Consider the following 13,959-nt stretch of genomic DNA (forward strand, 5'->3'; position numbering starts at 1 on the left):
CGCGGCACTCGACCAACGTGGAGAAGGCTCCCTCTACGCTGGTCGAGTTCGACGCTGCGAGCCTGCGAGCAACGACGAGTATCGAGACCAACCACACCACACGACCCAGCACACCGCGGTCTCGATACACCACGCACTCGCTACGCTCCCACGCGGCACTCGACCAACGTGGAGAAGGCTCCCTCTACGCTGGTCGAGTTCGACGCTGCGAGCTTGCGAGCAACGACGAGTATCGAGACCGCCACACACCACGACCCAGCACACCGCGGTCTCGATACACCACGCACTCGCTACGCTCCCGCGCGGCACTCGACCAACGTGGGGAGGACTCCTACGCTCCCACGCGGCACTCGACCAACGTGGGGCGCACTCCATCGCTCCCGCGCGGCGCTCGACTGATGGGGCCTGAGCTATGACGTCACTCCCGCGCGTTCTGCTCGCCGCACCCGGCACCGGGCAGGGTAAGACGACGGTCGCGACCGGGCTCATGGCGGCCCTGCGGGCGGCCGGTCATCGGGTCAGCGGGCACAAGGTCGGGCCCGACTACATCGACCCCGGCTACCACGCGTTGGCGTGCGGTCGCCCCGGGCGCAACCTCGACCCGCATCTGGTCGGCGAGGACCTCGTCGTCCCCCTGCTGCAGCACGGCGCGCGCGGCGCCGACATCGCCGTGATCGAAGGCGTGATGGGGTTGTTCGACGGCCGCCTCGGCACGCAGGGGTTCGCATCATCGGCGCATGTGGCGACGGTGACGCGGACACCGGTGATCCTGGTGGTCGACGTCGGGCGCGCGTCACGGTCGATCGGCGCGATCGTGCACGGGATGGCGACCTGGGATCCGGGGGTCGGCGTCGCCGGCGTGATCCTGAACCGCGTCGGCTCGGCCCGTCAGGTCGCCGAGATCCGCGACGCCGTCGGACTGCCCGTCCTCGGTGAGATCCCGCGCGACCCCGACCTCGCCACCCCGTCCCGCCACCTCGGGCTGGTGACTGCGGCCGAACGCGGCGAGTCCGCCGCCGTGGTCGCCCGGCTGGCCGACGTCGTCGCCGAGCACGTCGATCTCGATGCCGTCCTGGACATCGCCCGGGGTGCGGCCGACCTCGACGGCGAACCGTGGAATCCCGCGACGGCCCTGGGCGACGCGGCCGTCGCCGAGCCCGGTCGACGACCCGTGGTCGCGGTGGCCGCGGGCCGTGCGTTCACGTTCCGGTACGCCGAAACCCTCGAACTGCTGGAGGCCGCGGGCTGCGACATCGTCACCTTCGATCCCGCCCACGACCAGCGTCTGCCCGACGGCACCGCCGGCCTGTACCTCGGCGGCGGGTTCCCCGAGGAGCACGCTGCCGAGTTGGTCGACAACGCGGCACTGCGTCAGCAGATCCGCGACGCCGTCGTCGACGGGCTGCCCACCGTCGCCGAATGCGCCGGGCTGCTCTACCTGTGCGCCACCCTCGACGACCGTCCGATGGCCGGCGTCCTCGACGCACACGCCCGCATGACCTCCCGACTCACCCTCCGCTATCCCGAAGCCGTCGCAACCGAGCGAACACTGCTGACCCGACCGGGCGAGCGCATCAGCGGGCACGAGTTCCACCGGACTCAAGTGACGCCCGGAACCGGTTCGACGCCCGCGTGGTTCATCGACCGGGAACCGGTCGGCTTCGCCTCCCCCACGCTCCACGCGTCGTACCTGCACACGCACTGGGCCGGGCACCCGCAACTGGCCGCCCGATTCGCGGCCGCGGTGCGCGCCCGCTGAGCGTCCGACCTCAGTTCAGCCACTCCCGGGTGTAGACGTCCTGCCAGCGGACATGGATGTCGGTGCACGCGGTCGCACTGGTCGACGACCCCAGGGTGTCGACGAGGACCGTCCGGGCGGCCTCGCGCACCGCGTCGGCGCGCCCGTGCAGATCGTCGCGGTACCGCGCGATGAGACCGAGGGTGACGCCGGTCAACACCCCGTCGTCGCCGTGCAGATCGACGCGCACCACCAAGCGGCCCACACCGGCGCGCACACGGGTGGCGAGCAGCTGTCTCACCACCCGGTCGTTGACGGTGACGCGGTGATCGTCGGTCGCCAGTTCCCGCCCCGGTCGGCGTACCCGCGGCAGACCGGTCGTGATCGCTGAGATCAGTCGCGCGACGTCGCCGGAGGGTTCGTCGAGGCGCCGGCTGGCGTCGACCAGCCAGGCATCGGTCGGTTCGTCGCTCGGATTCGGATGCGTCACCGCTGCCCCCTCTCTGATCGTGGTTCGGCGCTCGGTTCACCGGCGTGCACGCTCGCTCCCGGTTTCCACGGTGCCAGGCGAGTGGTGAGAAAAGCACGACTTCGCTGCAGATGGCCGCGGACCGAGCCGTCGGTGAGGGATAGAACCGTCGCGATCTCGGCCAACGACAATCCCTCGACCTCGCGCAGCCACCAGACCGCACGCGGGGTCGCCTGCATCTGCGACAACTCGGTGCGCAGGGCATCACGCAACGCCGTCTGTTCGGCGGCCTCCGCGGGCAGCGGTTCCGGCGCCTCCAGATCGGCGAACCTGGTATCCGGCGCGGGGACATCGCGCCGCCGGCGGTAGTGATCGACCACCTTGCGATGCGCGATGCCCAGGACCCAGGTCCGCACGGTGCTGCGGAACGCGAACTCGGGCAGGCCGCGCCAGAGCGCCAGCACTGTCTCCTGCGCCAGATCCTCACCCGTCTGCGCGTCGCCGACCATGCGCCGCACAAAGCGGAGGACGATCGGCGCCATGCGGGTCACCAGCACCTCGAACGCCTCCGGGTCGCCTGCGGCCGCAGCCGCCGCCAACTCTTCGTCGGTGAACCCGTCGAGTCCGACGTCGTCACCGCCCACCCCGATGTGATACACGTCACCCCCGTCATCGTGTGCAGACTTACCGCCCGGTCGCGACTGACTTTATACCCGCGCCGAGAGCCGCGACGGGATCGAGAAGGGACCTGCGATGACTGACCAGACCACCTCCGAGCGAAACGGAACTGAGACTGTGCCGACGCCGAGCACCAAGGGCAAAGACCTCGAACTCTCGAAGAACTCCAGCACCTCGCTGAACGGTCCGCACGGCACCACGTCGATCGCCGACGTGGTGGTCGCGAAGATCGCGGGCATCGCCGCTCGCGAGATCGACGGCGTCTACGACCTCGGCGGCACCACCGAGCGGGCCGTCGGCAAGGTTCGCGACGTGATCCCGGGTACCGGCCAGAGCGTCACCCAGGGCATCGCCGTCGAAGTCGGTGAGCGCCAGGCGGCCGTCGACGTCTCGATCGTCGCCGAGTTCGGCGTCGCCATCCATCAACTCGCCGGCGCCATCCGCCGGAACGTCATCACCGCGATCGAGCAGATGACGGGCCTGGAGGTGACCGAGGTCAACGTGACGGTGCACGACGTGCACTTCTCCGACGACGACGTCGACTCCGGGGAACCGCGAGTCCAGTGATGTCGTCGCTCGAGAACCGGCTCAGCGACGACGCGCCGCTGGCCAAGCAGGTGGCGCAGGCCGTGTTGGCCGTGCCGGGTGTCGTCGGGCTCGACGGTGGACTGTTCGGAGAAGTCGCGACCTACCTGCCCGGAGAACGGGTCAGCGGGGTGCAGCTCTCCGACGACGAGGGGTCGGTCCACATCGTCGTCGACCTTCGACACGACCTGCGAGCCGTCGCCGCACAGGTCGCGGATGCCGCCGCGGACCTGTGCGGCGTCCCGGTCTCGGTGACGGTCGAGGACGTTGCCGTTCCGCAGCCGACGCAGGAATTGACCGAAGGAGAGTCAGATGGATAAGCCGGCCACGATCGGAGTTCTGGTGGGACTGCTGCTGGCCTTGGCCGCGACGACGGGCGGGTTCGGCGGCTTCCTGCTCGCCGTCGGTCTCGGTGCGGTCGGCCTGCTGGTCGGTCTCCAGCTCCAAGGCACGATCGACGTGCGCGCTCTGGTGCGCAGCGGCAGCCGTGGCTGAGTCGGCGGCGAGTCCCACCCGGACCGGACCCGCCGGACGACTGGTGGTCGACGACGTCGTCTTCGAGAAGATCGCCCTCGGCGCGGCACTCGACGTGGACGGGGTGGTGCGGACCGACGAGTCCGGCGCCGCCCGCCTCGGCACGCTGATCAGTCGGGACACGACTGTCGGCGCCGCCTATCCGCGTGCGCGCGTGGCGAGCGCGGGCGGCGCCGCGCATGTGGTCGACGTGACGCTGGCGGTGGCGTGGCCGTCGCCGATCGCACGCGTCTGTCGCGACGTGCGGTCACGCGTCGGAGACGAACTGCAGCGGCTGACGGGCAACCGACCGCTCCGCGTCAACGTCGCCGTCGCGCGCGTGGTTCCGGAGTCCCGACGGACAGGCGGCCGCACGTTCGTGGAGTTGCCCGACCCCGAGGTGAACTCATGACCGCCCCGCACGACCACCCCGCGCCGACCACCCGCGACGTCGCCGACGAGCCCGCCGCCGGTCCGGTCGCCTTTCCGGGCGCCGCCGTCGCAGGCGGACTGCTCGCCGTGCTGCTGCTGGTCGGGTGCGGGCTGCTGGTGCGCGATCTGCTCGCCGAAGCGGGCGTCATCGACGGCGACACCTGGGTTCACCGGGCAGCCGTCGCCCTCGGAACGCAGACGTGGACCACCTGGATGTGGGCGGTGCCGATCGGCTGCGCCGTGATCGGACTCGGGACACTGTGGCTGGCGCTGAAGCCCCGCCGTCGTACCCATGTGATGATGGCCGATCACCCGATCGTGTGGACGCGGCCGGTCGACGTCGCGCGCCGAATCAGCGCCGCCGTCTCCGACCTGCCCGACGTCCGTCACGCCGTGACCGTCGTCGGCCGCCGACGCATCCGAGTGTTGGTGACCGCCACCGGTCCCGTCGACTCCGAACGAGTCGCTCAGAGCGCCCGCGAGGCCGCCGGTTCGGCCGCCGTCGCCCACCGGATCGGTGTCAAGATCAGGAGAGGAGTCCGCTCATGAACCGTGGCGCCGCCGCCCTGCATCGGCTCTCGATCGCCCTGATCGGGGCGCTGTGCGTCGTCATCGCCGTCGCCGTGGTCCTGACCCGGTTCGCGGTGGATCCGGTGTCGCGGTGGGTCTCCCGGATCGACACCGACGCCGTCGCCGACACCACCGGCGCGACCTGGTTCACCGCGGTGATCGCGGCGGTCGTGCTGGTGGCCCTGTACTGGGCGTGGCGGCTGATCCGCACCACCGTCGCACCGCATCGCCCCGATGTGCTGACCCTGCCCGACAGCGGCCCGGAGGGGACGTTGACCGTGCCGTTGCAGGAGGTGGCCCGCGCCGTCGAGGAGAAGCTCAGCAGTCAGACGGTGCTGCGACAGGTGCGCGTGCAGGCGGTCGACGACCGCGGCGCCAAGATCGTCCGCATCGTCGTCGAAGCGCGTCCCGAACGGTCGTACGACGAGATCATCGCGATCCTCGCCGACCCGATCGAAAGCCTCCGTGAGGCCTTCGCCGGGACCGACGTCCACGTGCAGGCGATGGTGCATTTCGACCGTCTGGAGAAGTGACGGACTCCCGTCATCCGGTGCGCAGCGCCCAGTCGCGCGCGGCCGCGACCTCGGCGACCGTTGCCAGTCCCGCCGGCGTGGCGGGCCGCCGGACGACGACCACCGGGATCCCCAGGTGTGCGGCCGCGGCCATCTTCGGCCAGGTGTAGGCGCCCCCGGAGTCTTTCGTGACCAGCACGTCGGTCGCGTGCTCGCGCATCAACGCCAGCTCCCCGTCGAGCGCATAGGGGCCGCGGCGCAGCAGCAGTTGCCACCGCTCGGGGAGGGTGAAGTCGGGGTCGTCGACGACGCGCGCCAGTGCCGCGGCGTCCGCCAGGGCCGGCACGAATCGTGCCAGTTCCTGCCTGCCGATCGTCAGGAACGGACGCGTCCCGAGGCGCGCGGCCGTCGACGCCGCCTCCTCGTGCGTATCGACCCAGTGCCACGCCGGGGTGCTCGCCGACGCCCACCCCGGTCGAGCCAATCGCAGCAACGGTTTGCCTTCCGCCGCACAGGCTTGCGCCGCATTGCGGGTGATGCCCGCGGCGAACGGATGGGTCGCGTCGACGACGGCGTCGTACTCCACCAGCGCCGCGCGCAGACCGTCGACGCCGCCGAATCCGCCGATCCGGACCTCACCGACCGGCAGCCGCGGATTCTGGACGCGACCGGCGAGCGAACTCGTCACCGCGACTCCGCGTTCCACCAGTTCTGCGGCGAGCGCACGGGCCTCGGCCGTTCCGCCGAGAATCAGGACCGTCATGCCACACCGGCGATCTGCAGGAGGGCCTCCACGTCCAGATGGTCCTCGACGAGGTCGCCGAGCAGATCCAGCCGGCGTTCGCGGGCCGCCGGAAACGACGCCGTCGAACCGATACCCAGGGCCGCGGCGAGGTAGGCCGCGCGGAGGTCGTCGTCCTCCAGAGCGCCGTGCACCATGGTCCCCACAACTGCGTCGACGCTGCCGTCGATCCACCCGTCGCGTCGCGTCGACCCATCCCGGGCGGCGACGGTCCCGTGATGGATCTCGTAGCCCGCGGGGTGATTGAGTCGCAGTGTCTTGTCGGCGCCGAAGACCGTGTCGACGTCGAGCAGTCCGAGGCCTGCGACGCGAGCGCCCGCATCCCCTTCGGTCCCGTCCGGATCGGCGATGGTCTGCCCCAGCATCTGGCAGCCGCCGCAGATCCCGAGCACCGGTCGTCCGGATCGCGCATGCGCGATCACTGCGCGATCGAGTCCGCGGTTGCGCATCCACTGCAGGTCGGCGAGGGTGGCGCGCGTGCCGGGGAGCACCACCAGATCGGCTTCGGCGATTCGTGCGGCGTCGGTGACGAACCGGACGTCCAACTCCGGTTCCAGACCGAGTGCGTCGACGTCGGTCAGGTTGCTGATCCGCGGCAGCCGCACCACGGCGACGACCTTGGCTCCGTCGCTTCGGGTGCGCCGTCCTTCCAGATCCAGCGCGTCCTCGGAGTCGAGCCACAGGTCCGGGTGCCACGGCAGTACCCCGAACGTGGGACGCGAGGTCCGCTGCTGCAAGTCGTCCAACCCGGGCTGCAGCAGGCTCACATCGCCGCGGAACTTGTTGGCGATGAAGCCTTTCACCAGACGCTGGTCGGCGTCGTCGAGCAATGTCAGGGTCCCGTAACTGGCCGCGAACCAGCCGCCGCGATCGATGTCGCCCACAACCACCGTCGGCACGTCGCCGTGCTGCGCCAGCCCCATGTTCACATAGTCGCCTGCGCGGAGGTTGATCTCGGCGGGACTGCCCGCCCCCTCGGCGAGCACGATGTCGTAGCGGCTCACGAGATCGTCGAAGGCGGCGAACGCGGTGGCGGCCAAATGCCGTCGGCCGTCGACGAAGTCGCGCGAGGACACCTCACCGTCGGGCCGACCCATACGGACCACGTGACTGCGCCGGTCGCCGCCCGGCTTCAGGAGGACGGGGTTCATCGCGACCTCGGGGACCGCCCGCGCCGCGAGCGCCTGACTCCACTGGGCGCGCCCGATCTCCCCGAACTCGTGCGTCCCAGATTCGTCCGCCTGCAGCGGCACCACCATCGAGTTGTTCGACATGTTCTGCGCCTTGTACGGCGCCACCCGCAGCCCGCGGCGCGCGAACGCCCGGCACAGGCCGGTGGTGACCACCGATTTCCCCGCATCCGAGGTAGTGCCCGCGATCAGCAGTGCCGCCACGTCAAGCGTCCTTCCGGAGCAGGAAGACGTCCATCATCCAGCCGGCCTTCTCCCGCAGCGTCCCGCGCGCGTTTGCGATCTCGGCGCGGACGTCGCCGACCCGTCCGGCCACCAGGATCTCGTCCGCGGTGCCCAGGTTGCCGCCCCACCAGATCCACCAGTCGTCGAGCCCGCGCAGGGCGACGTCGCGGTTGAGCATGACGACGATGTTGTCGGCCCCGCCGTCGACCGCCTCAGCGAGTGCGCGGCCGGTGGTGACGTGCAGCGGTCGTCCCACGCCGTGCAGCACCAGCCGATGTCGAGCGGCGAGGAGTTGCAGCGCGGAGATCCCCGGGATCACGTCCACCTGAACGTCGGTCCGCTCCGCGATCTGGTCGACGATGCGGATGGTCGAGTCGTAGAACGCGGGATCGCCCCACACCAGGAACCCGACGTCGCCCGCATGCTCGGCGAGGGCGTCGAGGTATTTGTCGACGCGCGCCTCATGCCATGCACGGACCGCCGCGCGGTACTGCTCGTCGGTGCCGGTGAACTGCGCGCGCCGCTCCCGCGAGGCGTCGCTCACCCGCACCAGCGTCGGCGGCTCGTCCAGGTGCCGGGCCAGCAGACGTTCGCGGGCCGCGACCAGCGGATCGGGCCCGTCGGTGCTGACGCCGGACTTGTCGACGATCAGGAAGAAATCGACGGATCGCATCGCCGCGATCGCCTCGACGGTGACCTGGTCCGGGTCGCCCGGCCCGACCCCGATGATCCGCAGACGACGCCGATCCGCCGGCCGATCACTCATCGTCGTCCTCGAGATCCCCCTCCACGTCCAGGTACACCTGCTGCATCTGGGCGAGGGTGTCCGGATCCGGCGACTCCCACAGTCCGCGCGACGACGCCTCGTGCAGCCGTTCGACGATCCCGCGCAGCGCCCACGGATTCGACTTCTTCAGGAACGCCTGGTTGGTCTCGTCGAGCACGTACTCGCGGGCCAGCGACTCGTACATCCAGTCGTGGACCACGCCCGCGGTCGCGTCGAATCCGAAGAGGTAGTCGACGGTCGCGGCGAGTTCGAAGGCGCCCTTGTAGCCGTGGCGCTGCATCGCGGTGATCCAGCGTGGGTTCACCACGCGGGCGCGGAAGACGCGGTTGGTCTCCTCCTGCAGCGTCCGCGTGCGGACGGCGTCGGGCGAGGTGGAGTCGCCGACGTACGCCTTCGGATTGCTGCCGGTCAGCGCGCGCACCGTGGCGATCATGCCGCCGTGGTACTGGAAGTAGTCGTCGCTGTCGGCGATGTCGTGCTCACGGGTGTCGATGTTCTTGGCGGCCACCCGGATGCGCCGGTAATTGGCGCGCATGTCGTCGGTCGCGGGCACCCCGTCGAGGTCGCGGCCGTAGGCGAAGCCGCCCCACGCCGTGTAGACCTCGGCGAGGTCGTTGTCGTCGCGCCAGGATCCCGCCTCGACCGCCTGCAGGATGCCTGCGCCGTACGAGCCCGGTTTGGAACCGAAGATGCGGGTGGTGGCGCGCCGCTGGTCGCCGTGCTCGGCGAGGTCCGCGAGCGCGTGCTTGCGGACGAAGTTCTGCTCCACCGGCTCGTCGAGGTCGGCGACCATGCGGACGGCGTCGTCGAGCATGGCGACCACGTGCGGGAACGCGTCGCGGAAGAAGCCGGAGATCCGCACCGTGACATCGATGCGCGGGCGGCCCAGTTCGTCGAGCGATACCACGACCAGGTCGCGAATGCGGCGCGACGCCTCGTCCCACTCCGGTCGGACACCCAGCAGCGCAAGCACTTCGGCGATGTCGTCGCCCGCGGTGCGCATGGCCGACGTGCCCCACACCGAGAGGCCCACCGAGTCCGGGTATTCGCCCTCATCGTCCAGGTAACGCTTGATCAGCGAGTCGGCCATCGACTGACCGGTCTCCCATGCCAGGCGCGACGGAACGGCCCGCGGATCGACGGTGTAGAAGTTGCGGCCGGTCGGCAGCACGTTCACCAGTCCGCGCAGCGGCGATCCCGACGGGCCCGCGGGTATGAATCCGCCGTCCAGTGCATGGAGCAGCGCGCCGAGCTCGTCGGTGGTGCCCGCCAGGCGCGGCACCACCTGGGTGGCCGCGAACTCGAGTACCGCCTGCACCTGCGGATCGTCGTGCAGGCGGGTGGCGTCGTCGACGTTCCAGCCGCCGGCCTCCATCGCCTCGATCAGCGTGCGTGCCTGCGCCTCCAGTCGGTCGATCTCCGGCAGCGGCAGATCGGCGACGTCGCCGCCCGCGAGCGCGGTCCGCAGCCCGGGGACCGCGCCGCGCTGTCCGCCCCAGATCTGGGAGGCGCGCAGGATCGCGAGCACCAGGTTCACCCGCGCCTCGCCGTCGGGCGCCTGTCCCAGAATGTGCAGGCCGTCGCGGATCTGCGCGTCCTTGATCTCGCACAGCCAGCCGTCGACGTGCAGCAGGAAGTCGTCGAAGGCGGCGTCGTCGGGGCGCTCGTCGAGCCCCAGGTCGCGGTGCATCTCGGCGGCGTGCATCAGCTGCCAGATCTCGCCGCGGATCGCGGCGAGCTTGCCCGGGTCCATCGCGTTGATGCGGTCGTACTCCTCGAGGAGCCCCTCGAGGCGGGCGATGTCGCCGTACGATTCGGCCCGCGCCATCGGCGGCACCAGGTGGTCGACGATCGTCGCGTGCGCACGCCGCTTCGCCTGCGCGCCCTCCCCCGGATCGTTGACCAGGAACGGGTAGATCAGCGGCAGATCGGCGATCGCGGCGTCGGTCCCACACGCCGACGAGAGCGCGGCGTTCTTGCCGGGCAGCCATTCCATCGACCCGTGTTTGCCCAGGTGCACCACGGCGTGCGCGCCGAAACCGTGCGCCACCCAGCGGTAGGCGGCGAGGTAGTGATGGCTCGGGGTGAGGTCCGGGTCGTGGTAGATCGCCACCGGGTTCTCCCCGAATCCGCGCGGCGGCTGGATCATCACCACCACGTTGCCCGCGCGCAGGGTCGCCAGGACGATCTCGCCCGCGTCGTTGACGAACAGCGAACCGGGCGACGGCCCCCACGCCGCGACCATGTCCTCGCGCAACTGCTGCGGCAGATCCGCGGTCCACGCGTCGTAGTCGTCCTTGCCGACCCGGACGTGCGCGTCGGTCAGCTGGGCATTCGTCAGCCACTCCTCGTCCTGGCCGCCCGCCGCGATCAGCGCGTGGATCAGGGCGTCGCCCGCCGCGGTGTCGTCGCCCGAGGCGGACGCCTCGTCGAGGATCCGCACCACATCATTGTCGACGCCGAGGTCGTAGCCCTGCGCGCGCATCTCGCGCAGCACCCGCACCGCACTGACCGGGGTGTCGAGGCCGACGGCGTTGCCGATCCGCGCGTGCTTGGTGGGGTAGGCACTGAGCATGACGGCGATCCGCTTGTCGGCGTTCGCGGTGCGCCGCAGACGGGCGTGGTTCACCGCGATCCCCGCCACGCGCGCGGCGCGTTCGGGGTCGGCGACGTAGTGCGGCAGCCCGTCCTCGTCGATCTCCTTGAACGAGAACGGGACCGTGATGATGCGGCCGTCGAACTCCGGGATCGCGATCTGGCTGGCGTAGTCCATCGGTGTCACGCCGTCGTCGGACGCCTCCCAATCGGCGCGGCTGCTGGTCAGGCACAGACCCTGCAGCACCGGGATGTCGAGGGCCGCCATGCGCGCAACGTCCCACGCTTCGTCGTCCTGCCCCGCACTCGCTGCGGCGGGAGTGCTTCCGCCTGCGGCGAGGACGGTGACGACGACGGCGTCGAGCCCGCCGAGTTCGGCGTAGAGGTCGTCGGACGCGGTGCGCAGCGATCCGGCGAAGATCGGGACGGCGGACCCGCCGCGGGTCTCGATCGCATCGCACAGACCGTGGACGAAGTCGGTGTTCCCGCTGGCGTGGTGCGCACGGTAGTAGAGGACGCCGACGCGGGGGCCGTCGTTGCTGCCGACGGCGGGACGGTCGAGGTGTCCCCAGGCGGGGATCACGGCGGGCGGTTCGAAACCGTCACCGGTCAGCAGCACCGTGTCGCTGAGGAAGGCGTGCAGTTGCCGCAGATTGGCGGGTCCGCCCTCGGCCAGGTAGCGGTGCGCGTCGGCGGCCACGCCGGACGGAACGGTCGACGCCGCCATCAGTTCGGCGTTGGGCGTCTGCTCGCCGCCGAGGACGACGACGGGCTTGCCCGCGGCGCGGATCGCGTCGAGTTCCTCGGCGTACTCCTGGACAGAGCCGAGCAGGCGGACGACGGTCAGGTCGGCCTCGGCCGCATACTCCCCGAGTTGCGCGACGGTGGCGCGCGACGGGTTGGCCCATCGATAGTCGGCGCCGCTGGCGCGCGCAGAGATCAGGTCGGTGTCCGACGTCGACAACAGGGCAACGCGCATGGTGAGTTCTCCAAAACCCTCGTGGAACCATTACGCCGCGGCCGGTCTCCTGGCTTCCGCGTCATCGGCGGGCGGTCGGCCTTCCCGGACTCGCGTCCAGTGGCCCGCACGCACCGAGGTGCGTACGCGAGGACCGCCGTTTCTCTGCGGCTACAGTGGCGAGGGCCGCGCCGGCATCGGACCGGCTTCCCGTACACCACGGCTGGGTCAAGGGTACTAAACGCGGCTACCGAACACGGAGGCCGCTGGTGCGGCCCGATCACTTCCTGCCGTTGATCGGGCCCCGCTGCGGGACCTGAGCAACGGTGGAGAGCTGACAGTGGTCACCCGCGGGGCGGCGGTGGGGGCGCGAAGCCCGGGCGCGGAGGCGGCGGGCCTGCGGGACGCTGTCCACTCGGGCCGACGGGGCCGCGCGGGCCAGGCCGAGCCATCGGTCCCGGACGCATCGGCGGACCGGGCGGCATCGGCGGGCGCGGCATCGGCGGCGCGTCACGTCGAACACCCTGTTCCGGATGGCGAGCGATCTGCGGGCTCGCCTCGATCGTCGTGGTCGGCGCGTCGCCTGCGTCCGAAGCCTCCGGATCCGGCACCGGCTTGATCTCGGTGGGCCCGCCGCCGTCGGCGTGATCGGCACGCAGCGGCTTCACCAACCCGGCGGCGTGCGTCGCCTTTCTGCGGGCCTCCTCGATCGTCGCAGCGCTCGCCACGGCGACGCCGACGCGTCGTCGCGCGAAACTCTCCGGCTTGCCGAACAAGCGCAGATCCACATCGGGGTCGGCGAGTGCGTCGGCGACGCCCGCGAAGGCGATGCCCTTGTCCTCGTGCTGGCCGTAGACCACGGCCGAGGCCCCGGGCCCGCGGGTGGCGGTCGAGACCGGCAGACCGAGGACCGCACGCGCATGGAGCTCGAACTCCGACAGCCGCTGGGAGGCGAGGGTCACCAGCCCGGTGTCGTGCGGGCGCGGGCTGACCTCAGAGAAGTAGACCTCGTCGCCCTTGACGAACAGTTCGACGCCGAACACTCCGCGGCCGCCGAGCTCGCCGTCGCCCATCGCGTTCACGATGCGCGCGGCGATGGAGCGGGAGATATCGTAGGCGGGCAGGCTCATCGGCTGCGGCTGCCAGCTCTCCACGTAATCGCCGTCCACCTGGCGATGCCCGATCGGGTCGCAGAAGTAGGTGGCGAGCGCACCCGTCGCCGGATCCACCGCACGGACGGTGAGCAGGGTGATCTCGTAGTCGAACTCCACGAATCCCTCGACGATCACCCGCTCGTTGTCCACCCGGGCGCCGGTGCGCGCGTACTCCCACGCGGGGTCCACGTCGTCCGGTCCGTGCAGCACCGACTGGCCCTTGCCGGACGACGACATCACCGGCTTCACCACGCACGGGAAGCCGATGCTGCCCACGGCGGTCCGCATCTCGTCGAGGGAGCTGGCGAACAGGTACGGCGACGTCGGGATCCCGAGCTCCTCGTCGGCGAGCCGACGGATCCGTTCCCGGTTCAGCGTCGCCGACACCGCCTTCGCGCTCGGAATCACCTCGGCGATCCCCTCCGCTTCCACCTCTTCGAGAGCGTCGGTCGCGATGGCTTCGATCTCCGGCAACACGTAATGCGGACGGTGCTTGTCGATCACCGAACGCACCTGCGCGGCATCGGTCATGTCGATGACTTCGGCGTGATGCGCCACCTGATGGGCGGGCGCGTCGGCGTACCGGTCGACGGCGATCACCTCCACACCGAGGCGCTGCAACGCAATCGTGACTTCCTTGCCGAGTTCGCCGGAGCCGAGGAGCAACACCTTCACCGCGGTCGGACTCAGTGGAGTCCCGATCACCTTTGCCACCATGCCGAACAGTCTACGGACACCGCCGGGCATCGCA

14 protein-coding genes and 1 riboswitch are annotated in these 13,959 nt (G+C 70.7%); of the genes, 7 read left to right on the top strand and 7 right to left on the bottom strand.

The genetic code is table 11. The features are described 5' to 3' along the window. The first annotated feature begins 412 nt into the window (after positions 1-412). Positions 413-1,759, top strand: coding sequence for a cobyrinic acid a,c-diamide synthase CobB (locus GH2_RS03625; RefSeq protein ID WP_084247283.1), 1,347 nt, complete (start codon positions 413-415; stop codon positions 1,757-1,759). Positions 1,760-1,769: 10 nt separating this feature from the next. On the opposite strand, the gene GH2_RS03630 is transcribed toward GH2_RS03625, so the two are convergent. Both GH2_RS03630 and GH2_RS03635 read right to left on the bottom strand, forming a co-directional pair. Continuing rightward, positions 1,770-2,228 (bottom strand): hypothetical protein, encoded by a 459-nt coding sequence (locus tag GH2_RS03630; RefSeq protein WP_066163335.1) that lies wholly within the window; start codon positions 2,226-2,228, stop codon positions 1,770-1,772. Beyond that, positions 2,225-2,866 (bottom strand): RNA polymerase sigma factor, encoded by a 642-nt coding sequence (locus GH2_RS03635; protein WP_066163336.1) that lies wholly within the window; start codon positions 2,864-2,866, stop codon positions 2,225-2,227. Before GH2_RS03635 ends, GH2_RS03630 begins: the two co-directional genes overlap by 4 nt. A 94-nt stretch (positions 2,867-2,960) precedes the next feature. On the opposite strand from GH2_RS03635, the gene GH2_RS03640 reads away from it, so the two are divergent. Genes GH2_RS03640 through GH2_RS03665 form a run of 6 tightly spaced genes read left to right on the top strand, consistent with a single transcriptional unit; the run spans position 2,961 to position 5,518 of the window. Next, the gene (locus GH2_RS03640; RefSeq protein WP_066163338.1) at positions 2,961-3,452 is read left to right on the top strand and encodes an Asp23/Gls24 family envelope stress response protein; all 492 of its coding nucleotides are present in this window, start codon (positions 2,961-2,963) and stop codon (positions 3,450-3,452) included. Beyond that, complete coding sequence (locus GH2_RS03645; RefSeq protein ID WP_066163341.1) at positions 3,452-3,790, top strand: Asp23/Gls24 family envelope stress response protein; 339 nt, start codon at positions 3,452-3,454, stop codon at positions 3,788-3,790. Before GH2_RS03640 ends, GH2_RS03645 begins: the two co-directional genes overlap by 1 nt. Next, positions 3,783-3,965: a hypothetical protein gene (locus GH2_RS03650; RefSeq protein WP_066163343.1), complete on the top strand. Its 183-nt coding sequence runs from the start codon at positions 3,783-3,785 to the stop codon at positions 3,963-3,965. Before GH2_RS03645 ends, GH2_RS03650 begins: the two co-directional genes overlap by 8 nt. Then, positions 3,958-4,395, top strand: coding sequence for an Asp23/Gls24 family envelope stress response protein (locus GH2_RS03655; protein ID WP_066163347.1), 438 nt, complete (start codon positions 3,958-3,960; stop codon positions 4,393-4,395). The genes GH2_RS03650 and GH2_RS03655 overlap by 8 nt, the downstream gene beginning before the upstream one ends. Beyond that, positions 4,392-4,964 carry an Asp23/Gls24 family envelope stress response protein gene (locus GH2_RS03660; RefSeq protein ID WP_066163349.1) on the top strand — a complete coding sequence of 191 codons (573 nt, stop codon included), beginning with the start codon at positions 4,392-4,394 and terminating at the stop codon, positions 4,962-4,964. Before GH2_RS03655 ends, GH2_RS03660 begins: the two co-directional genes overlap by 4 nt. Beyond that, the gene (locus GH2_RS03665; RefSeq protein ID WP_066163351.1) at positions 4,961-5,518 is read left to right on the top strand and encodes a hypothetical protein; all 558 of its coding nucleotides are present in this window, start codon (positions 4,961-4,963) and stop codon (positions 5,516-5,518) included. The genes GH2_RS03660 and GH2_RS03665 overlap by 4 nt, the downstream gene beginning before the upstream one ends. 10 nt (positions 5,519-5,528) lie before the next feature. Here GH2_RS03665 and GH2_RS03670 read toward each other — a convergent pair whose 3' ends face one another. The 5 genes from GH2_RS03670 to purT form a co-directional block, all read right to left on the bottom strand. Then, the gene (locus tag GH2_RS03670) at positions 5,529-6,260 is read right to left on the bottom strand and encodes a cobalt-precorrin-6A reductase (protein WP_066163352.1); all 732 of its coding nucleotides are present in this window, start codon (positions 6,258-6,260) and stop codon (positions 5,529-5,531) included. Beyond that, positions 6,257-7,693, bottom strand: coding sequence for a cobyric acid synthase (locus GH2_RS03675; protein WP_066163353.1), 1,437 nt, complete (start codon positions 7,691-7,693; stop codon positions 6,257-6,259). The genes GH2_RS03670 and GH2_RS03675 overlap by 4 nt, the downstream gene beginning before the upstream one ends. Position 7,694: 1 nt before the next feature. Continuing rightward, complete coding sequence (gene cobF, locus GH2_RS03680) at positions 7,695-8,480, bottom strand: precorrin-6A synthase (deacetylating) (protein WP_066163355.1); 786 nt, start codon at positions 8,478-8,480, stop codon at positions 7,695-7,697. After that, positions 8,473-12,075, bottom strand: coding sequence for a cobaltochelatase subunit CobN (cobN, locus tag GH2_RS03685; protein WP_066163356.1), 3,603 nt, complete (start codon positions 12,073-12,075; stop codon positions 8,473-8,475). Before cobN ends, cobF begins: the two co-directional genes overlap by 8 nt. A gap of 22 nt (positions 12,076-12,097) precedes the next feature. After that, a riboswitch (cobalamin riboswitch) is annotated at positions 12,098-12,291 on the bottom strand. A 107-nt stretch (positions 12,292-12,398) separates the two neighbouring features. Further along, the gene (purT, locus tag GH2_RS03690) at positions 12,399-13,925 is read right to left on the bottom strand and encodes a formate-dependent phosphoribosylglycinamide formyltransferase (RefSeq protein WP_066164226.1); all 1,527 of its coding nucleotides are present in this window, start codon (positions 13,923-13,925) and stop codon (positions 12,399-12,401) included. Positions 13,926-13,959: the final 34 nt, after the last annotated feature.

The sequence above is a fragment of the Gordonia hydrophobica NBRC 16057 genome (assembly GCF_001592365.1).
GTDB classification, from domain to species: domain Bacteria; phylum Actinomycetota; class Actinomycetes; order Mycobacteriales; family Mycobacteriaceae; genus Gordonia; species Gordonia hydrophobica.